Source organism: Corynebacterium kroppenstedtii DSM 44385 (genome assembly GCF_000023145.1).
In the GTDB taxonomy this organism is placed as follows: Bacteria; Actinomycetota; Actinomycetes; order Mycobacteriales; family Mycobacteriaceae; genus Corynebacterium; species Corynebacterium kroppenstedtii.
Genome location: NC_012704.1, coordinates 83,069 through 106,099, shown reverse-complemented (window position 1 = coordinate 106,099; position 23,031 = coordinate 83,069). Strand labels below are relative to the sequence as shown.

General features: G+C 58.9%; 14 protein-coding genes. 4 read left to right on the top strand and 10 right to left on the bottom strand.

What is annotated here, in order from left to right; genetic code table 11:
• Positions 1 to 14 precede the first annotated feature (14 nt).
• On the top strand, positions 15 to 3,596 hold the full coding sequence (locus CKROP_RS00415; RefSeq protein WP_169302934.1) for an arabinosyltransferase domain-containing protein: 3,582 nt from the start codon (positions 15 to 17) through the stop codon (positions 3,594 to 3,596).
• A 47-nt stretch (positions 3,597 to 3,643) separates the two neighbouring features.
• On the opposite strand, the gene CKROP_RS00410 is transcribed toward CKROP_RS00415, so the two are convergent.
• The 4 genes from CKROP_RS00410 to CKROP_RS00395 all read right to left on the bottom strand — a co-directional run bounded on the left by CKROP_RS00410 (position 3,644) and on the right by CKROP_RS00395 (position 8,346).
• Positions 3,644 to 4,966: a glycerate kinase gene (locus tag CKROP_RS00410; protein WP_012730766.1), complete on the bottom strand. Its 1,323-nt coding sequence runs from the start codon at positions 4,964 to 4,966 to the stop codon at positions 3,644 to 3,646.
• A gap of 46 nt (positions 4,967 to 5,012) precedes the next feature.
• Complete coding sequence (locus CKROP_RS00405; protein WP_012730765.1) at positions 5,013 to 6,437, bottom strand: glycoside hydrolase family 25 protein; 1,425 nt, start codon at positions 6,435 to 6,437, stop codon at positions 5,013 to 5,015.
• A gap of 158 nt (positions 6,438 to 6,595) precedes the next feature.
• Positions 6,596 to 7,510 carry a PrsW family intramembrane metalloprotease gene (locus CKROP_RS00400; RefSeq protein ID WP_012730764.1) on the bottom strand — a complete coding sequence of 305 codons (915 nt, stop codon included), beginning with the start codon at positions 7,508 to 7,510 and terminating at the stop codon, positions 6,596 to 6,598.
• Positions 7,510 to 8,346 (bottom strand): hypothetical protein, encoded by an 837-nt coding sequence (locus tag CKROP_RS00395; RefSeq protein ID WP_012730763.1) that lies wholly within the window; start codon positions 8,344 to 8,346, stop codon positions 7,510 to 7,512. The genes CKROP_RS00400 and CKROP_RS00395 overlap by 1 nt, the downstream gene beginning before the upstream one ends.
• Before the next feature lie 306 nt (positions 8,347 to 8,652).
• On the opposite strand from CKROP_RS00395, the gene CKROP_RS00390 reads away from it, so the two are divergent.
• Positions 8,653 to 10,830 (top strand): M13 family metallopeptidase, encoded by a 2,178-nt coding sequence (locus CKROP_RS00390; protein ID WP_012730762.1) that lies wholly within the window; start codon positions 8,653 to 8,655, stop codon positions 10,828 to 10,830.
• 71 nt (positions 10,831 to 10,901) lie between these two features.
• Complete coding sequence (locus tag CKROP_RS00385; protein WP_012730761.1) at positions 10,902 to 12,143, top strand: hypothetical protein; 1,242 nt, start codon at positions 10,902 to 10,904, stop codon at positions 12,141 to 12,143.
• A 51-nt stretch (positions 12,144 to 12,194) separates the two neighbouring features.
• Here the strand turns inward: CKROP_RS00385 and CKROP_RS00380 are convergent, their stop codons facing one another.
• Positions 12,195 to 13,511 carry a hypothetical protein gene (locus tag CKROP_RS00380; protein ID WP_012730760.1) on the bottom strand — a complete coding sequence of 439 codons (1,317 nt, stop codon included), beginning with the start codon at positions 13,509 to 13,511 and terminating at the stop codon, positions 12,195 to 12,197.
• Positions 13,512 to 13,798: 287 nt separating this feature from the next.
• Between CKROP_RS00380 and CKROP_RS00375 the strand changes: the two genes are divergently transcribed.
• A complete protein-coding gene (locus CKROP_RS00375) occupies positions 13,799 to 16,090 on the top strand; it encodes an MMPL family transporter (protein ID WP_012730758.1) in 2,292 nt (763 codons plus the stop codon).
• Positions 16,091 to 16,164: 74 nt separating this feature from the next.
• On the opposite strand, the gene CKROP_RS00370 is transcribed toward CKROP_RS00375, so the two are convergent.
• From CKROP_RS00370 to CKROP_RS00350, 5 genes are all read right to left on the bottom strand, one after another.
• A complete protein-coding gene (locus CKROP_RS00370) occupies positions 16,165 to 18,372 on the bottom strand; it encodes a PTS sugar transporter subunit IIABC (RefSeq protein WP_012730757.1) in 2,208 nt (735 codons plus the stop codon).
• Positions 18,373 to 18,561: 189 nt separating this feature from the next.
• Entirely contained in the window at positions 18,562 to 19,140 is a 579-nt protein-coding gene (locus CKROP_RS00365) for a YdcF family protein (RefSeq protein ID WP_012730756.1), read from the bottom strand.
• A 49-nt stretch (positions 19,141 to 19,189) separates the two neighbouring features.
• Complete coding sequence (locus tag CKROP_RS00360) at positions 19,190 to 19,774, bottom strand: arsenate-mycothiol transferase ArsC (RefSeq protein ID WP_012730755.1); 585 nt, start codon at positions 19,772 to 19,774, stop codon at positions 19,190 to 19,192.
• Between the two features lie 15 nt (positions 19,775 to 19,789).
• Positions 19,790 to 21,676, bottom strand: a complete 1,887-nt coding sequence (locus tag CKROP_RS00355) for a polysaccharide biosynthesis tyrosine autokinase (protein WP_012730754.1) — start codon at positions 21,674 to 21,676, stop codon at positions 19,790 to 19,792.
• Positions 21,677 to 22,969, bottom strand: coding sequence for a hypothetical protein (locus tag CKROP_RS00350; RefSeq protein WP_012730753.1), 1,293 nt, complete (start codon positions 22,967 to 22,969; stop codon positions 21,677 to 21,679).
• Between the last annotated feature and the right edge of the window lie 62 nt (positions 22,970 to 23,031).

The following is a 23,031-nucleotide window of genomic DNA, read 5'->3' as shown; positions in this document are numbered from 1 at the left end:
TAGACTCCCAACACGTGTCACGGGTGAAAACTGACGGCAATAAAGGAAGCAGTCCCGCCTCACAGCAGCCAGACAATGAAGGCTCAGGCGGCGACTCCCGTATTCGACGTACCAAAATAGTGGCGGCGGTCACCGGTATTGCCGCCTTCCTGCTGTTCATCCTCACCCCCCTCCTGCCGGTCAAACAGACACAATCGTCCATTGACTGGCCGCAGAACGACAACATTAACTCCGTTGTCGCACCCCTGATTTCTTATTCCCCCGAGTCGCTCGACTTCACGGTCCCGCTTTCCCTGGCTGACAACCTCAACGACAACCAGACGGACCTTCTCTCCACCCTCCCGCACGATTCACGATTCGTCGCGTCACGAGGGCTGATTGTTCGCGCCACTGACGACGGTGTTGACGTCATTAACCGCAGCCAGGTCATCCTTCAGATCACGAACTCGACACTGGACTCGCTGCCCGACGACGCCACCCTCAAGGTTCACTCCGACGCGACGTCGACCACCGTTGATGTGCCCGGACAGACCGACAAGAATGGGAAAAAGCTATCGACAACTGTCGACGGGGACAGGCGCCCACAGATGACCGGTGTCTACACCGAGGTCTCGTCGAGCGCCAAGAATGACGCGATTAACGCCGGATTCCATGCGCATGCGACTATCGATTCGCGGTTTACGTCGCGGCCGACCCTGGTGAAGTACGTCGTGATGATCGCGGGACTCGTCTTGGCGTTGGTCTCCCTTGCCGCACTCTGCAGACTAGATAAGGTCGGCACGCACGACCGTGTGCCGCTACTGCCGAAAAACTGGAAGAAGTTCACCCCCCTCGACGGCATAGTCAGCACCGTACTGATCTACTGGTACTTCTTCGGTGCGAATACGTCGGACGACGGCTACCTGCTCACAATGGCGAGGGCCTCCAAACATTCCGGCTACATGGCCAACTACTACCGGTGGTTTGGTGTACCGGAATCTCCGTTCGGAGCACCGTACTATGACCTTCTCGGTCTCATGGCCCGGGTCGGTACAACATCCACGTGGATGCGGCTACCCGAAATTATTGCCGCATTCCTCACCTGGTTCTTGCTCTCACGGTGTGTCATCCCCCGATTCGGGCCAGAAATCGCGAGCCGAAAAGTCCCCTACTGGACCGCGGGCTTCGTGTTCCTGGCCGTCTGGATGGCCTACAACAACGGTCTGCGCCCCGAGCCAGTCATCGCGCTCGGTGCAATTCTGACATGGGTCCTTCTGGAACGGGCCATTTGCACAGACCGCTTGGCCCCGGCAGCCCTCGCCGTTATCGTGGCGTCGATTTCACTCGCTGCGGGACCAACCGGGCTCATGGCTGTGGCTGCACTCCTGGCCGCATTGTCTGGCATTTTCCGCATCGTCATCCACCGCCTTGACGCGCTGGGTACCCCGAAGTCATCGAGCAAGAAAGCGGTTGTTGGAGGAGTCACAGCATTACTAGCCCCATTCCTCGCAGTGGGGACCGCGATCCTCGTCGCAGTCTTCGGAGATCAAACTCTCTCCACCGTGATGCAATCGATCAAACTGCGAGGGTTTATCGGCCCATCACTCCACTGGTACGAAGAGTCGGTTCGCTACGAAGCGCTCTTTTCCGCGACAGAAAACGGATCTTTTTCACGCCGATTCCCCATCTTCATGGTGATTTTGGCCCTCGGCACGGTGCTCGCCGCCATGCTGCGCCACAAAACCGTGTTGGGCGCACGACCTGGGCCGGCACAGCGGCTCGTCCTCGTCGTTATCGGAACAGCGTTCTTCATGGCATTCACGCCGACGAAATGGACTCACCACTTCGGCGTCTACGCAGGGGTGGGGGCTGCCGTTGCCGCGTTGGCCTCGGTGGCCGCGTCGCAGTTTGCCGCGCGATCCGTCCGTAACCGGTTCCTCTACCTCGGTATCACAGTTTTCCTGGGAGCCCTCGCGCTGGCGGGTATTAACGGCTGGTGGTATGTCTCCTCGCTGGGTGTCCCGTGGTACGACAAACCCATCTCGATCAAAGACACCCAAGTGTCCACCATTGTGTTGGTGATTGCGCTTCTCATCATGGCGTGGGGAGTTATTCAATCCTTCCGGTTGGACATCCAAGAGACACTGGCCGAAACCAACTCAGAGAGCGAAGCACTAGAAAAACGTGAACGCGCGCGAGCACAACGGTTCGCTGCTTTGACGTCGTCACCCATTGCTGTTCTCTGCGCGGTCGTCGTCGTCTTTAACTGTGCAGCTATGGGGAAAGCTTTTATCAAGCAATACCCCGCGTACTCCGTCGGGCTAGGAAATATCCGCACTCTCGCAGGGAAAACCTGCCAAATGGCGGACTATGTTGAGGTAGAAAAACACCCGTCGAGCAATATGCTCTCTACTGCCGACGGCAGCAAATTTAAGGATTCGTTGACCGCCGACAACAACCAAAACTTCGGCGCGAATAATATTCCGGCAGCCATCTACCCTGACATCGACTTCAACACAGTCGACACCGTCGATGCTGCGGAAAAAGAAAAGGCGGAGAACAACAAGTCACGGAACTCGACTAACAACTCAACCGACACGGATAGTTCCGACCAGAGTACAAATAAATCGACCAACGGTTCACAAACATCAGGAACAAGCCGCGGAGAAGCGGGGGCCGGCGACTCTGAAAAAGCGAATGCTCGAGGATCTAGCAGTTCAACCACCAATACCACGAGCTCCGCTGGCACAAAGGGCGGCACCCAGCACACACGCGGGATCAATGATTCTGCAGCTGCACTTCCGTTCGGACTTGATCCCAAGAAAATCCCTGTTGTCGGCTCATACAGCAGTGGCATCCAGGTGCCCGCTGAAACCAAAACTTCGTGGTACAAGCTGGACGAGCGCACATCGCCACTGATCGTCGTTTCGGCTGCGGGATCTATTAAGCACATCGACAGCAACGGAGTTGTCCAGCCGGGCCTCGACTTAGTGTTGGAGTACGGCCATAGAGATGACAGCGGCAAAGTCACCAACACGGGTGAACTCCTCCCCATTGATCCCGGCCCGGCCCCTATGTGGCGAAACCTCCGGTTCCTCACTTCAGACATTCCCGACGACGCTAATGTGCTCCGCCTACACGCTAAAGATAAAGAACTAGCGCGGCGGGACTGGCTAGCGTTCACACCGCCGCGGATGCCGCAACTTGAGACCCTCAACTCCTACGTGGGACGCAAGGACCCGGTGTTCCTCGAATGGGAGACACCGCTGCAGTTCCCCTGCCAGCGTCAATATGATCACTGGGCAGGAGTCACAGAGTTGCCGAAGTACCGGATAGCGCCTAGCTATGACTCGCAACGCGCCAACAGTGGATGGATGGACTACAGCGGGGGTGGATCCCTCGGCCTCGTCGAAACAACCACCGTTCCCATGGCTCTGCCGACCTACTTCAGGGATGACTGGGGACGTGACTGGGGTGAGCTCGACCTACTCCTGCCACCTGCTAACTCGAAGAAGAAGCAGATTAAACCCGGGCACATTACCGAAAAGACCGAAACCCGTTCCGGTCTATGGACCCCTGGCCCGATGAATTACAAAGACCAGGGATCATCCGCCTAAGCCGAGTGTGTGTAGCCCGGGTGTGTGCCGGCCGGGTGTGTGCCACCCTACTGGAACCGTCGGACAAGCTTTTCGGTAGCGCGTTCGACGTACTCGGCGGCGTGCTGAATGGTGTCGTCCTTGTCGCCTGCTCGGTCTGATATCTCGGCGAGTCCGATAACATCCGATATTCCGGCGTCCGCAAGCTCGTCCTTCTGAACGTTCACTGCTCCTGCAACAGCCACCGCCGGAATGCCACGCGCCTCTGCCCGGCGCGCTGCTGCGACGGGGACTTTCCCCGACAACGTCTGTTTGTCTAGGGACCCTTCGCCGACGATCAGAAGATCAGCTCCGGCTCCTAAAGCGTCGTCAAAACCGTTGAGCTGGGCCACGGCGTCGAAACCGGGAACGGTCACAGCAGAGCACAGCGCCGTCAAGCCGGACGCGAAACCGCCCGCCGCGCCCATTCCTTCATTGGCCGGGTCAAAGTCTGCGTTGAAGCGAGATAGGCACGTGGCCCATTGGGATAGCCCTTTCTCCAGTGCATCTATTTCCTCGGGCCCTGCACCTTTTTGAGGTGCATAAACGGCTGCCGCGCCGTCGTCTCCTAGGAGAGGGTTGGAGACGTCCGTGGCAATGATGATGCGGACCTGATGAGTTTCGGAGTCGGAATGGCGGAGGCGAAGGTCGGGGATCAGGTTCGACGTATCAATCACGCTGGCGTCGCACAAGCCTTTACCTCCGAATGCAACGTCATTGCCGTCGCCATCGAGGATCCGGGCGCCGAGCGCTCGGAGTGCTCCACTTCCACCATCGGTGCAGGCAGATCCACCAATACCACAGATAATGGTTGTGGCACCGGCGTCCACCGCCGCACGAATTAATTGACCCGTACCGTAACTGTCCGCTCTAAGAGAAGCATCTGGCCCTGGGGTGATCCATGCCAATCCACTGGCTTCCGCCATTTCGATGACGGCAATGGAATCGTGGCCTTCGTTTCCGTCGGGACTACCAGAGGACTCGGTGAATTCATCTATTCGACCCGCGTGAGAGCCATTGGAGTGTGCGGGCTTTATAAGGACCCAACGTGCGTCGTGGTCGTCGCCAAGTGGGCCGCGTACTCGCGTTACACGCAGGTCAGCGTCGTAATCAGCGTACGAAGCCGAGCCACCGTCATGACCAGCATGCGCGTTATCTCCACCACTAACACGACCTCGTCGGGAAGTTGACAGGGCCACCTCGATGAGGCCTTCGCCGCCGTCGGACACGGGAATTGTCGTGCACTCGGCTCGCGGTAAAGCTCGCTTCACCCCGCGTTCCATGGCCTCAGCTGCCTCCGCAGCGGTGAGTGATCCCTTGAACTTGTCCGGGGCTATCAGTACGCGCATCATGGCCGTCCCTGTGTTAACCGGGTTCTACCGAATGCTGCTGGTGAGGCTATGAATTTGAGCCAGGAACGGACTGAACCTGCTGCCCCTGGTCGAGCTGAGTCGAACCAGTCGAACCGCTCGCGCTACCCGAAGTGTCGGAACTTCCCGCAGTTGAACCGCTGGAACTCGTTCCCGCACTTCCCGAAGCATCCGCACTTCCCGACGATCCCGACGAATTCGCATCGGAACCGTCGCTATCGGGCGCTCCGCCACTGCCCAGGGCAACCATCGCATCAGACAGTGCCTTTTCTAGCTGTCCTAGGGTGGTCCCCGCATTCTCGCCCAACAGCCCTTGGAGCTTGTCTTTCGGAAGCCCGCCGTTCTGAGATACTTCGCTCACGGCCCGCACGAGCTGATCGGCAAGCTGGCCGCCGAAACCCTCTTCACGGATCGTGTCCCACAGCTGTGACAGCGACACCGTTCCAGCCGCAACGCCCAGCGTCGCCACCAGAACCGAATCCGGGATGGGAACGTTAAACGAATTGCCAATGGTCTTGAGAACCGGGTTAGAGCTGGTCTGCAGCTGGTGTTGGATGTCGTTGGACACGCTTGCCGACGCCACATCAGCGTCGACGGCTGGTTTCACCGTGGTGGCCACGCCGCCAACTGGAGTGTCTTCCTTCATGCTCTTCGCCAGCGACGCGAGCTCGGAGTCGGATCCGTCGTACTTGTTCAAATCGACTTCGGTGTTAACACCGTCGACGGACCCCGAACCGGAGTGCTGCCAGAATGTCACATGGTTCCAGCCACCGGGGATCGTCGATGGCAAGGAATCCTCGTAATATGCCAGCCACAGTGGCATGTCGGAGAACTCGGTAGTGTTCCCCATGTTGTTAATCCAGAAGCTGTAGTAGGTGTACATGATCGGTGTGCGGCCGGTTTGCTTCTCGACCTCATCAACCCAGTCAAGTACCCACTTTTGCAACTGGGATGGGCTCAGACCGCCCGTTTCTTCCAGATCTAGAGCTGGGGGCAGCGACGGCTGCGGCTGGCTGGCTAGTTCTTTCGTGTAGAACTGCGCCTCTTGCCGCGGATCTCCGCCGGGCCGGGCGTAGTGATACGAACCGATCGTCAGGCCAGCGGCTTTAGCTTTCTTCGAGTCCGATGCGAAGTACGGGTTGGTGTAACTCGTACCTTCCGTGGCCTTAATGAACGCGAACGACTGGTTGTCGTTAGCCACTGAATCCCAGTCGATCGCCTGCCCACCGAAGTGGTTGTTGCTCGAGACGTCGATGCCGTTGAGGGCATCGGCTGGCGTAAACCCTGTCGCTGTGGACACGAGGGCGGCCGTCGTCAGTAATGAGCCTGTCATAAGGGCTGCGCCGGCGAATCTCCGGTGCTTCATCGTCTTCGGGAACGGGTTGAGCCCCGGGATGATTCGACGAAACCGGGTGCGCGAACGTGCGACGGAGGGCTTACGCAAGTCAGACATGGCTACACTTTAACTCATTAGACACATAAACAACAGGCGAAACACGCTACTCATGCGACTACTTGCGTATCATCACTTTCTCTACATGGCATAGCGGGTGCTTGACATGGCACAACAAGTGCCGACGAAAGCACCGCCTTCCGCCTCATTATGCAGCACTATTCCGCAGCGCTCGTCGGCACTGATGGATCCGGCACCGATGGATATGGAGTGTCGCGCACAGGAATCAGATCCCACGCTTCCTTATGGCTAGGCAGGGGTCGTTTCTTATCCCTCTTCGCCTTCGACCAGTTTTTAACCAGAATGACGATGGTCACCGCGAACAGCACAAGCCAATCGGCGATGACGGCGACGAGCTGGAGTGAACTCGGCCATTGGAAGTTCCACCATCCATGGAACGCGATCGCGGCGAGCACACTGCCGATGCCCACCATCAACCGCCACAGCATTGATTTGTTGGTCAGCATGAGGGCGCTGGCCATTCCAAAACCGGCCAGACCTGCGCACATGGGGTGTAAGCCGAACCCCAACCCGGTGCGGAGAATCCAGATTTCGGTGGCACCCTGCACGTCGGATGTCGCGTTATAGAGGGCTCCACCACCGCTGTAGACGAAGTTTTCCATGACCTCGAACCCCATGCCGACAGAAAGACCAGCCAACAGTCCGTGCCACGGCCTATCCCACACGCGTCGCGCCATAAAGAGAATGACGAAAACGCCGAGCGCCTTGGCGAGCTCCTCCGGGATCGCGCCGGTTGCGGAGGCTTCAAACCGACCCAAGCCCGCTTCCTTCAGGATGTCAGAGAACGCGAGCTCCGTGATCATGACCGTCGAGATGACCATGAACGCTCCCCAGTAGAGGCTCACGATCACCCAGATCAGGCTGCCTTTTCTCCAGATCGGCAGGAATCGCATGATGACGAAGAACACAGTGAGGTAGATCACGGCTCCCACCACGCCTACTGCAACAGCGTCGGGTGTTTCCGCGAGAGTCATGGCAGACATGAGACCGCCAGCGACCAGGCATACCACCGCCAGAACGATGTATGTCCAGGTGAATACGTCTTTTCGCATTACGCCTCCCCCGTGTGTGGTAAGTGTTCGTCGGACTCTCCGCGAGAGTCATTGTCACTGGTGGCCGACTTCGTCAGCGCCATGCGCACGGCATCGGTTTTTAGGCCACGCGCGGAAACAATTTTGCTCATCGTGTTAGCTAGGGCCTCGTCGTCGGCACTGCTCACGGTGGCGATAATTGTTGTTGACTTATCGTCCTTCTTGGTGAAAGCCGCCGACACCACTTTCTTCGCATTCGGGTTGGTGACGGATTCCTTCGGCTCCAGGGCTGTCACGCGCGCGTCCCATTCGCCATTGGAGGCCTCCGTGGTGGGCAGGTCGCCGTTGATTTTGACGTGGGCGGTAGCCCGGATTCCACGGCGGAACACGTGGTCGACATCGTCGTTGCCCGTCATCGTGGCCGTATCGATGTTGACATTGCCGCACTTGTAGGTGGATCCGTACGGGTTATCGTCCGACTGGTCGTAGCATTCTCCCAGGTTAGGACCGGTAAAGTTCGTACTGTCCTTCATTCCGACGGTGATATCCCCGCCGTGTTTGTCGCCGGGGTAGTCACCGGGTGCGCCTTTATCGATAATGACCGGTGCGGCTAGTAGCCCTCCGACGATGATTAACGACGCTGCCCAAATAGCGGTTTTCTTGGACCCCTGCGGAAGGGGTTGATAACGGGATGCGTCGGCGTCAAGCTCCCGGGCCGTGTCAAGGTCGCCGGCAGTGTCAGGATTTTGACCTTCCCCGACGCCTCCGTCGACGCCTGCGACGGAGCTGCTCGTGGGTGGCTGCCCCTCTTGCGGTGCTTCCCCCCCACGGCGGTATGTCGTGTGTATTCTCGCCACTCATGACGAAAGACAATAACAGCACAGTGAGACATCAGGGTGCCTGCGCGCGTAGTTTTTGTACGGAAAGCACCACAGAATGACGACCGGTGAGTAGTATCTGGGTGATGACCTGCCCATTTCCCCACTTCTTATAGCTAATAAAATCCTGTTTTGTAACCAAAATCACCTGGGCTGTGCAGCCCACAACTCACCATAAACGGATGTCGACAACCCCAGACCGGCCGCGTTACCCACTATGGTTGCGTGTCTGCATGTCCCACCCGCCCGCTATCGTTCCTCACAGATGAAAGGAAGGTCATAACCGTGAACAATCCCGAGCCCACGGCACCATCGGGCAACGCATCAGCACAGAACGAGCCGTCGCAGAACAACCACGCGAGCGAAACATCGATTCCTGACAACATTTCAGAGGTCCCAGCTTCTCGTCCTTCACCCCGCGACGATCTCTACCGGTACGTGTCCGGCCCTTGGCTATCGCACCACCCCATCCCCGACGATCGCCCCGTCGACGGCACCTTCCACACCCTCCGCGACCAGGCAGAAGAAGATGTCAACGCGATTATCAAAGACGCCGACCCCACCACGCGGATCGGCGCGGGATTCACAAGCTTCATGGACGTCGACGGCGACAAGAGCGTCAACCAGGCCGGGTTTGCTCCGATGAAGGAGGATCTCACACGTATCAACGTCGATAATCTTGAGGATTTTGCGCGGGCACTCGGCGCGTTAGACGTCGTCGGGATTAGTGGTTTAGCCGGTTATTACGTGGCGAAGGCGTCGGATTCCCCCGTCGACGCGGCCTATTTGAATCAAGGCGGGCTCAGCCTTCCCGATGAGGCCTATTACCGCGAAGACGCTCACCGGCCCATCGTCGACAAGCTCAAAGAGCACATTGCGACGATGCTGACGATGGCTCGCGATGCCACCAGCGGCCCAGAGTGGCAGGACTCTCCCCTGGTCCCGGCAGAATTCGCCGACGAGTCGAATGAGAAGTTGGCGGAGGCGATCATTGACTTCGAGACGCGCCTCGCGAAGGGGCACTGGAATGTGGAGGACACTCGCGACGCGCTCAAGACCTATAACCCCACCCCCGTGGACGATTTGCCCACCGGTTTCCCGTGGAAAACATGGCTGGAAGCGACAGAATTGTCGACGGACACGATCGTGGTCAGCGAACCTAGCTACCTGGAGCATGTGGCGACGCTGGCCCAGGAAACGGATCTGTCCGTGCTGAAACTGTGGGCCGGGTGGCAGATCTTGACGCAGCGCGCGTCGTTGCTGGCCGAGGACGTGAGCCGCGAGTCGTTTAACTTCTACGGGCGCGTGTTGTCGGGCTCGACCGAGCAGCGGGCCCGGTGGAAGCGAGCGGTGTCCTTCCTTGATGGCAGCATTTCCGACGATATCGGCCGGGAGTTCGTCGCACGCCATTTCCCACCCGAGCACAAGCAGAAGATGCTGTCCCTGGTGGATTACCTGCTGAAGGCGTACCGCCAGCGAATTAGCAACCTCGATTGGATGACGCCGGATACGCGGGATCGCGCGCTGGAGAAGCTCGGAACTTTCCGCGCGAAAATTGCTTACCCAGATCAGTGGAAAACCTACGACAACCTGGAGTTTTCCCCTCATGGCGAGGATTTAGTAGCTAATTCCCGACGTGCGGCGGCGTGGCGCCACCGGTATGAGATCGCCAAGGTGGGGAACCCGACGGACCGGTCCGAGTGGGTGGCCCCGGCCCAAATGGTCAACGCTTTCTATAACCCGGTGGTCAATGACATCACGTTCCCTGCTGCGATCCTTCGCCCGCCGTTCTTCAATCCCGACGCGGATATGGCCCAGAATTTCGGCGGTATTGGCGCGGTGATCGGCCACGAAATCGGCCACGGTTTCGACGACCAAGGCTCCCAGTTCGATGGCGAGGGCAATTTGAACTCGTGGTGGACGTCGGAAGATCGCGAAGCCTTTGAAAAGCTGACAGGGAAGTTGGTGGATCAGTTCAACCCGCTCATCCCGAAGGGTCTTGGGCAGCGCGGGCTGACTGCCCAGCACGTCAATGGTCGTTTCACCCTCGGCGAGAACATCGGCGACCTCGGTGGCTTGGGCATTGCTGTGGTGGCCTACCGCCTGTACCTCGAGGACCAGGGGCTCACACCCGAAACGTCCCTGGAGATGCCCTTCCTTCTTACCGACGGCACCGCCCTGGCACCGCTGGGCAAGGAGTCGGACGGGGACACGGGCATGAACTACGACGACGCCCCCACCTTCACGGCCATGCAGAGACTGTTCCTGGCCTGGGCAAACGTGTGGCGCACCGCCATCCGTCCGCAGCTGAGCGCTCAGTACTTGGCGATCGATCCCCACTCGCCGTCTGAGTTCCGATGTAATGTCATAGCCAGAAATATCAACGAATTTGCTGAGGCCTTCGACGTCCACCCAGGCGATGGAATGTGGCTGGATCCGAAGGACCGCGTCCAGATTTGGTAGCCGTCTGTGGTGGCGTACCGCTGTGAGCTCAACGGTTGTCGATGGCGAGTGAAGAAATAATGAGGTGACGGATGGGGAACGCCTTAACGCGTCTTCGGCAGCTGTATTCACGCTTCGGCCCAGCCCTCATCGGCCAGGCGCTGAACTTCGTGGCCATGGTGGTGCCGGTGGTGGCCAAGCAGCCGGGGATGGTGGCCTACATGCTGTTTCCGGTGTCCCTGGGCATGATCGTGTCCCGCACGATGACGTTGAGTTACCACAGTGTGTATCTCCGCCTTCCCGACGACCGACTGTCATTTTCGACGGCTGCCTCGGGTTTTATGGCGATGGTTGGCACGGTCATGCTGGGTGTTGTGGGCGTTGCGCTGATGTGGCTCCATCCTGCGTGGTCGGCGCGGGTGCTGTGGGCGATGCTCGCGACCGTGGCGATCACTGTGTACAACATGTACGTGGCGATCACGATTCGCGAAGACCGAATGGACGTGTATTCGCGGGTTCGTTTTCTCTACGGCGTAGTGAACATTGTGGCGACCTGCGTGGTTGTGTTCCTCGTCCCCGTCCGTGAGGGCCTCATTTATGTCGCCGCGCTGAACTACGTGGTGGGCGCGGTGTTATTGGCCCGGGCGACGAACCAGCAGGTGGGGGCAGCGATTAAGCGGGAGTGGTCGTCATTGGTGGCGTTCCCGTCGGTGTTTGCCTCGCCCTTGCGGTCCTACATCCGGGAACACAAGGAAGCGACAACAGGCACTTTTTTCGGCGATATCGGCTTCCAGATTCAGGGAATGGTCACGCCGGTCCTGGGTTCCTATGCGAACGCATGGGCAATTGTTGTCCGTCTCTACGGTGGGTTCTTGACGCTGGCACAGCAGGTTGTCTCCCCCAGCTTTGAGGCTCCCGCGTCGAAGGCGATCCGCAACAACGACCCCGACGGTTACCGCGTGCAGTTGCGCATTGCGACGATTGTGGCCGTGGTACTCGGTGTGGGGACGGCCTTGGTCCAGTATGCGGCCATTGTGTGGAATGATCGCGCGTACCTGGGGGCGGACTATCTTCCACTGTTTATTGCGCTTTCGTTGTACGCGACGACGGGAATGGTCTCCGCGATGCTTTCGAAGTACCCGGTTATCGTGGGCAAACAGCGAGGGTACATGGTGTGGAGCGGTGCTCGCGCCGTGTTATTCATGCTTGCCCCGCTCGTGTTACACGGTGGGCCGGTTGTTTATCTGTTCTGCGCGATTATGACGGTGAGCATTGTCGCGGTGCCATACTTGTGTTCTCCAGTGTCGACGCAGGGGCGGCACGCTCAGGTCTGAGGGGGAGCGTAGCGTGGCGCGTGCAGGCTGAGCGCGTACCGCGGCGGCCCGTTATACCCGCGTATAACCTGCGTCTTTTACGACGCGATCCAACGCTTCCACCCCGGCGCGGTGCACTTTCTGGGACACGAATCCAGAAATGATGACGCGATAAGTGTGGCCTTCTTCAAAACTGCCGACCAGTAGGGTTCCGAGCCCTTGCGTTCCGACGGCGACTTCTTGGGGTTCATCGGTGGCCAGACGGTTATAGGTCCACATGGTGGTGATCGAGGACGGGCTGGTAGCGGATCGGATATCCATCGGGGGCAAAGAAACCGTGCGCGGCAACTGCAGAAGTTGCTTCACTAATTGTGGCGCGGCGCTCAGAGCTGCGCGGGTGACCGCGAACGGCGATTTCAAGCGTTCTTTTGTCGCTGCAATGTCGGTATCGCGTGAACCCCCAACGGTAATCCGCGATCTCACAAGGAGATTCCCGCCGCGGTGAGCCAGAATTTTACTGTTGCGACGCAGCCCAACGATGAGCCAAAACTCGTTGGGATCGAGATAACCGTCGCCCTCATCAAGCTGGTTGTTCAGCTCATTCCACCAATCCCACGCCAGAGGAATAGCCCTTGGTTTCTCTCCCTCCTGACCTTCCCATGTGTACGTCAAGGTGGTGGTGAGTAACTCCGCCGGGCCCGCGTCCACCGGCTGCCGGTTCATGGCCTGCTGGTCGTTCGCGTGATTATCCGACGACGCTTTTTCAGCGCTCAGAACATCTTTGACGCTGCGCAACGTTGCTCGCGGTCGTCTGATCAGCGTTTCCACCCACGCACCGAATTGCATGAGGAAGGTGGCATCGTTACGGGTAAGTTTTCGCGGTGCCACCGTGGGCTTGCCGTTTTCCGGCTGGTCATGGCCGACGCTGGCAAAACGCCCACACGGCCATAGGGATCCCACATATGCATACACACTCCCGAGCCGATCCCGCATCGTGGGCCCGTCGCCCCACATGTGGTGGATCGCGAACCCCCGCCACACTCCGAGTTGATACACAAAGATCTGCGTCAGCGGCCGCTCGTCCTTGTCGGCGAGGTCGTGGCACATCAGGGTGATGAGGCAGGCAGGCGCGGCTGGGTCATCGGACGCATCCGGCTCCGCCGCTGAACTCTCTAGGTTCACAAAGTGAACGTCGGTCCCCGGGAAGCCTTCCGTGATCATGTCGGTAATCACGCGACGGTGGCGTTGGCATTGTGCGTCGTCGCCAAATAAAGGAGCACGCCCGTCGGTGGGAATCGTGCGCAGGGACCAGGTTCCGTCCCACCGCCAATCTTGGAAAAGGCTCGTAAGGCGGCGGCGGAGCGTCGTTCTATCTCGGGGAATGGTCATATTATCCGTTTCCTTCGTTCAGCACCCTGCAGTCCAGCGCCGGGCTTAACTTGTGTAACTAATTTATGCGCCTGCAGCGACTGCCCACGACAGTGACTGCTGTGCGTTATCCCCTCTATCTTTCCTACCAACTTTTTTATTGTCGACGCTGGACTCAGGCATCTTCCCTAACCATCTCCCCTAGACTGGGAACCACTGCTTGAAAGATGACCGTAGTCTCCGCATTCCCAGAGCTATTCACCCGCGTTTCCCCAGCTATATCCCCCAGTTTCCCGAGGTCGGCCCACATGAAGACAACTCCACATTCCCCAGGCGGCTCTCCGCGCTCCGAGGGAGACACCACTTCACCGGCCACCCCGGCGCGGGGTAGCTCGTCGGTAGGAAAGAACGGCACATCGCCCCGAACCGGGAAGCTCGTCGCTCTCAGCGTGATCATTATTGCGATCTGGCTGGGAATTGCGTCCTTTGGCGGGCCACAATTCGGCAACCTCAGCAACGTTGCAACGAACGACCAGTCGTCATTTCTGCCGCAATCGTCGGAATCTGCGCAGGTCCAGGAGAAGATCAAGGAGTTCGGGGATCAAGATCGGCTCCCGGCGATCATTGTTGTTGAGCAGTCCGACGGGAAGCCCTTGGATATCTCCGCACTGGGTCCGGTTACTCAACAACTTCGTGATGCTGCGGGAGGGGACGACTCGGCGAGCCCTTTCATTCCGTCTGACGACAAAACCGCTGCTCAAATGCTCGTTCTGCTTCCATCCGACAGCAACCCGACGGATGCGGTGGAAGACCTCACATCGACGTTGAAGTCCGATCTTCCCTCCGACGTCAAAGGCTGGGTGACGGGCCCAGCTGGCTATACGGCTGATCTATCGGACGCGTTCAGCGGCATCGACGGCCTACTTCTGCTCGTGACGGTGGCCGCCGTGTTGGTCATTTTGGTGGCCGTTTACCGGTCGCCCTTCCTCCCGTTCCTCGTCCTACTCGGCTCCATGATCGCATTGGCGGCCGCGGTCGGGGTTAACGTTGCGCTGGCGTCGTCGGAGGTCGTCATGATTAACGGCCAGATCCAGGGCATTCTCTTCATTTTGGTCATCGGCGCGGCGACGGATTACGGCCTTTTATACACCGCCCGCTACAGGGAGGAATTACGCAAGCTCCCGCCTTCGGATACGCGTCTCGGGTCGGCATGGCAAGCGACGCGCGCTGCGTGGCTAGGTTCGTGGCGTCCGATTCTTGCCTCGGCCGGGACGGTCTCTGCCGGCCTGCTGTGCTTGCTGTTCTCTGACTTGGCCTCGAACTCTGGTCTGGGCCCGGTCGCGGCGGTCGGGATCGGTTGCGCCATGGTCATCTCATTGACGTTCCTACCTGCTGTTTTATTCCTTACGGGCAGCCGTGTGTTCTGGCCTCGCGTGCCGACGCCGTCCGAGGGCAAAGCTGACGCCGCGTCACCAGTGTGGTCGTGGGTCGCGAAAACTGTGTCGCGCCGCCCGTGGCAGTTGGCTGTGGGAGTATCGGTCGTGTTGGCCGCCGGCTGTGTGGGGGTGACGACGCTTCATGCCGACGGTGTCCCCCAAAGTGAATTCGTGTTGGGCGACAGCCAGGCACGCGACGGCCAGGCTGTGCTGGATGAGCACTTCCCGGGAGGCTCGGGCTCTCCAGCATACGTCGTGGTTCCCGAAGAAAAGATGGCGTCTGCAGTGCGCGTTATTCAGGGAACGACGGGGGTTGAATCGGTATCGGTGTCGAGTACGGATTCTCCGTCGGGCTCGCTCCCTCTTTCCCCCGACGGGACAGTGCAGGCGGGAACAATGGATGCAGGAACAGCGAATTCTCAACCTAGCCAGTCCGGTTCGCCCACTGTCGTTGATGGCTACGTCTTGCTATCGGCCACGTTAACGTCGCCGGTGTATTCGGATGACGCGCAACAGACGGTCACGACGTTGCGTCACGAATTGAAAGGCATGAATGCAGAAGTCGGTGGCACTACCGCGATCAACGTCGATACCAACGCAACGTCGGTACATGATCGGAAAGTGATTGTTCCGATTGTTCTGGCGTTGATCACAATTTTGCTCGCTGCGTTGTTGCGCTCGCTGCTCGCACCGCTGGTCCTGGTGCTGTGCACGGTGCTGAGTTATGGCGCGGCGCTTGGTGTGGCGTCGTTGCTGTTCACGGCCGTGGGTTTGGATCGCGCAGATCCGACGGTGCCACTGTACGGATTCATTTTCTTAGTGGCGCTAGCTATTGACTACACGATTTTCTTGATGACGCGGGTCCGCGAGGAAGCTCCTGGTGCCGGCACTCGCGAGGGTATGCGTCGTTCGCTCGTCTCCACGGGCGGGGTGATTACCAGTGCCGGGCTTGTGCTGGCGGCCACATTTGCCGCGCTCTTCGTGATCCCGATTCAGTTCCTGGTTCAGCTGGCGATCATCATTTCGTTGGGCGTGCTTATCGACACGTTTATCGTGCGGACGTTCTTGGTGCCGTCGATTGTCGAATTAATTGGCCGACGAGTGTGGTGGCCGTCCCGCCTGTCACGGAAGTCAGGCAGTACGACCACGGACACGTCGGCCTAATGCACGTTCCCGATTCCGGCGCTGGGGCATTCCTACGTTGGGTCTCTCCAGCGCCAGCCTATCGATGTACCGCGTTATTTCTGCACCGGGTCACGACGACCAAGCCGCACCTTCTTGACTTCGCGACCATTTTCGACGTCGCTGTCTTTGAAGCCGAAGAAGTACGTCAGCACAAACGAGACGACCAGTGACGTCACCGAGGCTATGAGGTAACCCCAGAAGTTCGCGCCGATACCCACGCCCGGCGGGAGGAACGACGGGAAACCAACAAGCGCACCGGTGAATGCGTACATGGTTACGTGGAACATGCCAGTCAGAATTCCGCCCGCTGCACCACCGATTGAAGCCATAATGAACACGCGGCCGTATTTCAGGTTGATACCGTACATGGCCGGCTCGGTAATTCCGCAGAACGCGGAGATCGCTGCCGGACCTGCAAGCTCTTTGATCTTGAGGAGTTTGGTCTTCAGGAAGATGGCGAGCACTGCACCACCCTGGGCGACCATGGTCGCGGAAATGATCGCGTTGATCGGGGAATCCCCACCAGGGCCGGAAACTTGGTCCGTAACAATCGGGATAACCGCCCAGTGCAGACCGAAAATGACGAGGCACTGGTAAAAACCACCGATGATAAGCCCAGAAATCGTGGGCGAGAGGTGGTAGATCCACATCAGAGTCGACGCAATGCCTTCCGAGACAAACATGACGGCTGGGCCAAGAATCAACATGATGGCCAGCGATACGATAACGACTTCACACAGCGGGACGAAGATCATGCGCAGCACAGTCGGAATGACCTTCTTCAGCCACGGTTCCACAATGGATGCCAGCCACGCGGCGACGATCATAGGGAAAATCGAGTAGCTATACGACGCCATGTGGAATGGCAGACCGAAGAATTCGGCATTCAGCGACATCCCAAGCAGAGATTTATCCCCTGGCTTTGAGGCCATGTCTACCAACGTCGGATAGGCCAAAACACCACCGACAATGGCAACGATGATGGGGTCTGATCCAAGTCTTCGGGCGGCGGTGAACCCGACGAAGATGGGCAGGAAGTAGAAGACAGCGTCGCCCATAGCATCAATGATGATGTAGGTCTGGGTGCTGTCATCTACCCACCCTGCCTGCACTAATAGCGCAAGGATGCCCTTCAAAATACCGGCGGCAGCCAACAGGCCGATAACGGGAATCATGGATTCCGTGATCACGCCGATCAGTGAGCTGAAGCCCAGTTTGGCCCAGCCCCAGAGAGTGGTGGGGCGTTCTTTGGGTTCGGCATCGGCTGCGTCTGTTGTTTCGACGTCCCCGAGCTGCTTGGTCACAGCATCGTAGACATCTTCGACGGCGGGGCCGATAACAACTTGGTACTGTCCACCTGCTTTGACGACGTCGATCACGCCATCGGTGTCGCGGACGGCGTCATCGTTGGCTTTGGATTCGTCTTTGAGGTAAAAGCGCACTCGCGTGATGCAGTGCGTCAGCGAGCTGATGTTTTCTTTTCCGCCAATATTGTTGATGACGTCCCATGCGGTGGCGTCGTAGCCGGAAAGATCAGCGGGACGTTCGGCGGCAACGTTGCCCTGTTCAGCAGCGTTGCCTTGTTCGGCGTCGGCACCCTCGCCGGATGCTGCGGGTACGGATGCCGGTGTGGATCCTGCTGCAGCTCCCCCAGCCGCACCGGCCGCACTACTTCCCTGCGTACCGCTCGTCGTCGATTTCTCGGCAGACTTCGGCTTTTTCAGGGTGGCAGCAGCAACGGGGTCACCTGATGTGACGGCCTTGTGCGTAACTTTGAGGTCGTCGAGCTTCTTCGCCGTGTTGGTGATCGCGACAATGACGGTGGTGTCTTTACCCGCCGATTTAATGACGTCGACATCCATGATGCCGACTTTGTCCCCAGCGTGGAGCTGATCACCTCGGGAGATCGTCATATCGAAGGGTTCACCTTTGAGCTCGACGGTGTCGATCCCTAGGTGGACCAGGACTTCAAGCCCGTTTTCGGTTTTGAGCGCGAATGCGTGGCCGGTTTTGGCGACCATCATGACTTTCCCCGATACGGGCGCTAGGATCTTCCCGCTTTTCGGCTTGGAGATTCCTAGTCCGTCTCCGACGACTTTTTCGGAGAACATGGGATCGGGGACGTCTTCAATGGGAATGACTCGTCCGGACACGGGAGCAACGATTTCAACGACATTGTCTTTCCCCGTCGCGCTTTTGTGCGGCGCGGTTTGCGATGTCGTGACGTCCTCGGAGGGGCGCTCGGAAGGAGTATCTGTCATGTGTCTACTTCCTGAATAAATGAGCCTTCTTAGACTTGTCTCTGCCAGCTTACCCATAGACAACGTGGCACTCTGACCTCGCATCCGGTCTTGGGGCGGACACAGTGCAGTGTCGGTTACGCGAGCACGGTGAGGTAAGCACAGTAGTGCGCCGTCGTCACGTATTCTGGCGATGCCCATCAGCACGCATTAGCACCCTCGATAAACAAGCACCTTTGCGACGCCCCCGGTCTGATATGCCCACTCCCATATGGTGTCTTTCCAGCTCAGAGAGGTTTTATGATATCCGACGTTTAGATCGCCGTTGTAGCACCGTCCGATGATCATCCGAGCGCGGGCGACGTGGTATTTCCCGGTCGCGTACACCATGATGTGCGACCACCCATGTTCCTCGGCGAGCTGTTCGATGGCCTGCGCTTCGCCCCGCGTCGTACTCGGGTCGGGATGAATGCAGTACACGGCGACGCCGGGTTCGGGTGCGCAGATCCGTGCACCGAGATCGGGTTTTTCGGTATAGGGGTCTGAAATGACGAGGTTCGTGGTGTACTCACGCGCCATATTTCGTGTTGCTTCATAAGTATCGACGCCACCGTGGGGGCCGCCGAGTTGCACAATGGCGTCGACGTGGGCGGGTTGTTTATCGACGTGGGGGAACCATAAAAAGCGCGATGCGAAAACGCACCATGCGACGACGATCGCAGCGATAACCGCGATAGCGCGGCGTACGGGGTGGTGCCGCCGTATGTGGGAACGATGAGACGGGCGCATTCAACCTCGGCTTGGTGTTTGGGGCGGACGTGAAACAGCGGGCGTGAAACTAGGCATTCTGGCCATTAACAAAGGCCTTGACCAGTGCTTTTATGTCGTCGCGGACTTCACGGCTGATGCGCATGAAGTCGTCGTCGTTCCCTGCCGCAGGGTCTGGGATGTCAGGGCCGTGGGCATCGAGTATCTCTTTGCCGGCGCGGGTAGCGCGAAGGTGTGCGATGTCGTCCGGGAAGTGGACTGAATCGATCGTTGACCAAGCTGCGAGTTGCCTCAGTGTGGCTGCTTTCTTGAGGAGCGTGGGTGCGATCCGGAGTGCGTGTTCGACGTGGGCGGTTTCCATACCAACGACGATGTCCGCGCCCGCGAGAGCTGCCCTATTGAGGCGCGTTGAGGAGAAGCCGTCGGAGTTAATGCCCTCTGCGGCGAGGAAGCGCAAGGCCCGTGGGTCCATGGGCGTTCCGCGGTGGGCGTGTGTTCCTGCGCTGGCGAATTCGAGTGTCAGTGAGGACGAATCGGCTAGTTGCGGGCCCTTTGTCTTCGCCTGGGCGGCGAGTTCATTGGCAAACGAACGCGCGACATATTCGGCAACGGGTGACCGGCATTGGTTGCCGGTGCAGACGAAGACGATCTTCATAGGCCTCTACCCTAGTCAGTCGTCCTTCCCGTCGTCTTCTTTAGCTTCCTCGGTGCCCTCTTTAGCCGCGTCGTCCGTGGACGTGTCGTCGGTGGCCTCGGTGTCTACTTGCACAGCGGTTTCAGCCTCCGCGGTGTCGTCGACGGTATCGCTCCCGTTGGCTTCAGCCTCCGCGGTGTCCTCACTCGTGTCAGCCTTGACGGTCTCGTCGGCAGCATCCTCATCAACGTCGGCACCCGCCGCGCCCTCGTCGGCACTCGTCCCATCCCCAACAGCATCGTCCTCAGCGGTACTGCTCTCGTCAACATCCGGCTGCTCAACAACGTCAGACTTATCCTTTTCAGACTTGTCTTCATCCCCGACGCTGGTCGTCGAAGATGCAGGAGCCGCAGCCACAGCCTTATGGTCGCTTCCCGATTCATACCTGGAGTAGGACCCCACGTATCGCCCTTCATCGGACTTTTGCGGCACGGCCGTTAGAACAGTACCGATGATCGGCGCGTGCACGGCCCGCAAAGACGCAAGCGTGCGGGTGACGTCATCGTAGTTCCGCTTCCCGTATCGAACAGCGACGATAACGGCGTCGACAGTGGTAGCAACCAATGCACCATCGGTCACAGGCAGGATTGGCGGCGTATCCACGATCACCCAGTCGTAGCGCTCTCGTAGTTCGTCGAGAATGTGGCGGAATGCTTGGCTGCCCAGAAGCTCGCCAGGGTTTGGGGGTGTCACACCTGCAGCAAGGACGTCCAGGCCCGTGATCTCGGTTTCCTGCAGCACATCGGCCACGTCGGCGTCGCCAGCCAACGCTGTCGAGAGTCCCACGGAACTGTGGATGGCACCACCGAAGTAGGTTGTCATCTTCGAGCGTCGCATGTCCGCATCAACCAGGCACACGGTGTCGCCGTCAGCGGCAAGAGCCCCTGCCAGGTTCAGGCTGGTCATGGACTTGCCGTCGCCGATTTGCGCACTCGTCACGGAAATCACGCGCGGCGGGTTATCCACATTGACAAACCGCACGTTAACGCGCAGCTCGCGGAATGCTTCGGCCGGCCGGACGCGATCGTCGTTAAAGTCAAGGGGCTTGGTGCGCTGAGCTTCTGGAATGACGGGCACGCTCCCGAGCTTCGGCAGGCCCGTTCGCCGCTCGAGTTCCTCGCTCGACCGCACCGAGCGATCCAGGAAGAACCGCAGCGCAACAAGGATGCACGCCACCAGGAACCCAAGCACACCACCGAGAATCAGGTTCATCGCCATTTTTGGCGACGATGGCTGCGTCGCTTTTTCGGGGCTATTGATCAGAGAGATCCTGGGGGTCGTCGTGGACTGCTGGTTCGACGACGTACGCGATCTCGAATTCCCGTTGTCGTTGTTGTCGGTGCGCGCTTCGAGTTGCTCGGCCTGGTTGGAGAGAACCTTCACGGCATCCGACGCGATTCTTTGCGCCTGCGCAGCGTCGGTGTCCGTGGCAGAGATTTCCATGACCACGGTGTCTTGAACGACGGTCGCCTCGAGTTCCTTGGTGAGGTCCCGCGGCGTCATGTCTAAGTTGAGGTCTTTGATGACCTGCTCGGCAAGGACGTCACCGCTGACGAGCTGCGCATAGGACTGCATTCTTTGTTCAGCGAACTGGGTGCTTTGGTAGGCGTCGGAAATAGATCCATCACTATCCACTGAGACGAAAACCGACGCTGTCGACGTGTATTTCGTCGGCATCAGCATGGAGACACCCCATGCGCCGGCGACACCCAGGACGATAAACAGCGCAAGGATCCAGGTGTTACGCCGGATTACTGCCCATATTCGTAGGACGATCTGAGTCCGATCCTCTTCGGGAGGCATAGCGACACCCGCGGGGTGTGGGTAGGCATCGGCGTGGTCACTGTACTGCGGGTAAGTCATTTAGCTCTCACTTTGACGGGCTGAAGGGTGGTCACTCGGTCGGTTGGGTGGTGAAGGAGGGTGGGCTGGCGGCGATAGCTGGGTTGGCGTCGGCAATGGTGGACTTGTCACACCGCGTCCGGCACGACTGCCGCCTGGCACACCGTGCTCTGCCACACGTTCAGCGCCTCGCTCCCCTGCCGCAACAATGAAGAACAACGGGATCAGTGGCGTGAGGTGGCGGAGTGCGGACCCGTAGTCTGGCTCGAAAAGCCCCTGCACAACGGCGAATGCGGCGATCAGGCACACTGCCCGCCCCACGAGCGGGGGCCGGTGGTCGCTGCGCAGCCACTGCCGGACGGCGTAAAAGTAGCTCGCCCAAAAACTGGCGATGACTACGAAAATCACCAGGTAGTAGGGCGATAGTTTGGCCGCCAGGGTCACGGGGAACATCAGCATGACCGTCGAGAGCACAACATTGACTATTCCCGCGATCGGTTCGGGGTGCTCGACAAAACGGCCGATCAGGGACCCGGTGTCGGCTCCTCGGCCCGCGTTGACCAAGGTGCGGTAGTGGTCCGCGGGGAAACCACGAGCCACAATGACTAACGACGCCACCAAGGAACACGCCACCATCAGCAGAACGAATCTGCGGGTTGTGATCCACCGGCGGGACAGCGCGGTGTTAGAGACGAAGAGTCGGAGCCCAAAGAAGAAGACGGCGATGAGCACCCAATATGGGCGGAAATAGTGGCCCAACGCAGCCATGACGACGGCGAGAACGCAGTCCCATATCCACGCTGACTGTAGGCCCGTCGGCACGGCCGCGACGACGATAACCACGGTGCTGATAATAATTTCCTTGGTATAAACGCCCTGGTAGACGCCCACAAGGAGCGAGTAGAGAACAAGCGCACAGACGCTAAAGGCGGTCACACGGATTGGTCTCATCCTCCACAGGACGACGGCTAATGCGCAATGCGCAATAATGACGCCAAAGAATCCCGCCAGCGTCGGTGAGTTCGCTAAGCCGAGCGCGTGATACACCGACGTGATGGTGGCAAAGGATCCGTAGTCCTCGTATCTCACGAGGCCTGGTTTCGCCAGGAGGTTCTGAATGACTTGTGCGTCGCGGTCGAATTTCGGCGGTAATAAATGTGAATGCAAACCACTGATGACCAAGGAGCACAGAAGCCCGAGGAACCAGAGCACAATGATGTCCTCGGGCGAAAAAAACATGTGATTGTCGCGAACACGGCTTCGAGGCGTAGAGCTGCGACGACCACCGAGATCAGTGGAGGGAGCAGCCCGCATTCTCGTGTCCTTCGGTTATTAATGGATATTTATTAGCGCGGATATCGCGCGTCGTACTCATG

Coding starts and splice junctions, on each gene's coding strand:
- CKROP_RS00355 (WP_012730754.1), bottom strand. CDS start 21,676: ATGACTTACCCGCAGTACAGTGACCACGCCGATGCCTACCCACACCCC.
- CKROP_RS00375 (WP_012730758.1), top strand. CDS start 13,799: ATGAAGACAACTCCACATTCCCCAGGCGGCTCTCCGCGCTCCGAGGGA.
- CKROP_RS00370 (WP_012730757.1), bottom strand. CDS start 18,372: ATGACAGATACTCCTTCCGAGCGCCCCTCCGAGGACGTCACGACATCG.
- CKROP_RS00350 (WP_012730753.1), bottom strand. CDS start 22,969: ATGCGGGCTGCTCCCTCCACTGATCTCGGTGGTCGTCGCAGCTCTACG.
- CKROP_RS00400 (WP_012730764.1), bottom strand. CDS start 7,510: ATGCGAAAAGACGTATTCACCTGGACATACATCGTTCTGGCGGTGGTA.
- CKROP_RS00405 (WP_012730765.1), bottom strand. CDS start 6,437: ATGTCTGACTTGCGTAAGCCCTCCGTCGCACGTTCGCGCACCCGGTTT.
- CKROP_RS00365 (WP_012730756.1), bottom strand. CDS start 19,140: ATGCGCCCGTCTCATCGTTCCCACATACGGCGGCACCACCCCGTACGC.
- CKROP_RS00385 (WP_012730761.1), top strand. CDS start 10,902: ATGGGGAACGCCTTAACGCGTCTTCGGCAGCTGTATTCACGCTTCGGC.
- CKROP_RS00380 (WP_012730760.1), bottom strand. CDS start 13,511: ATGACCATTCCCCGAGATAGAACGACGCTCCGCCGCCGCCTTACGAGC.
- CKROP_RS00360 (WP_012730755.1), bottom strand. CDS start 19,774: ATGAAGATCGTCTTCGTCTGCACCGGCAACCAATGCCGGTCACCCGTT.
- CKROP_RS00410 (WP_012730766.1), bottom strand. CDS start 4,966: ATGATGCGCGTACTGATAGCCCCGGACAAGTTCAAGGGATCACTCACC.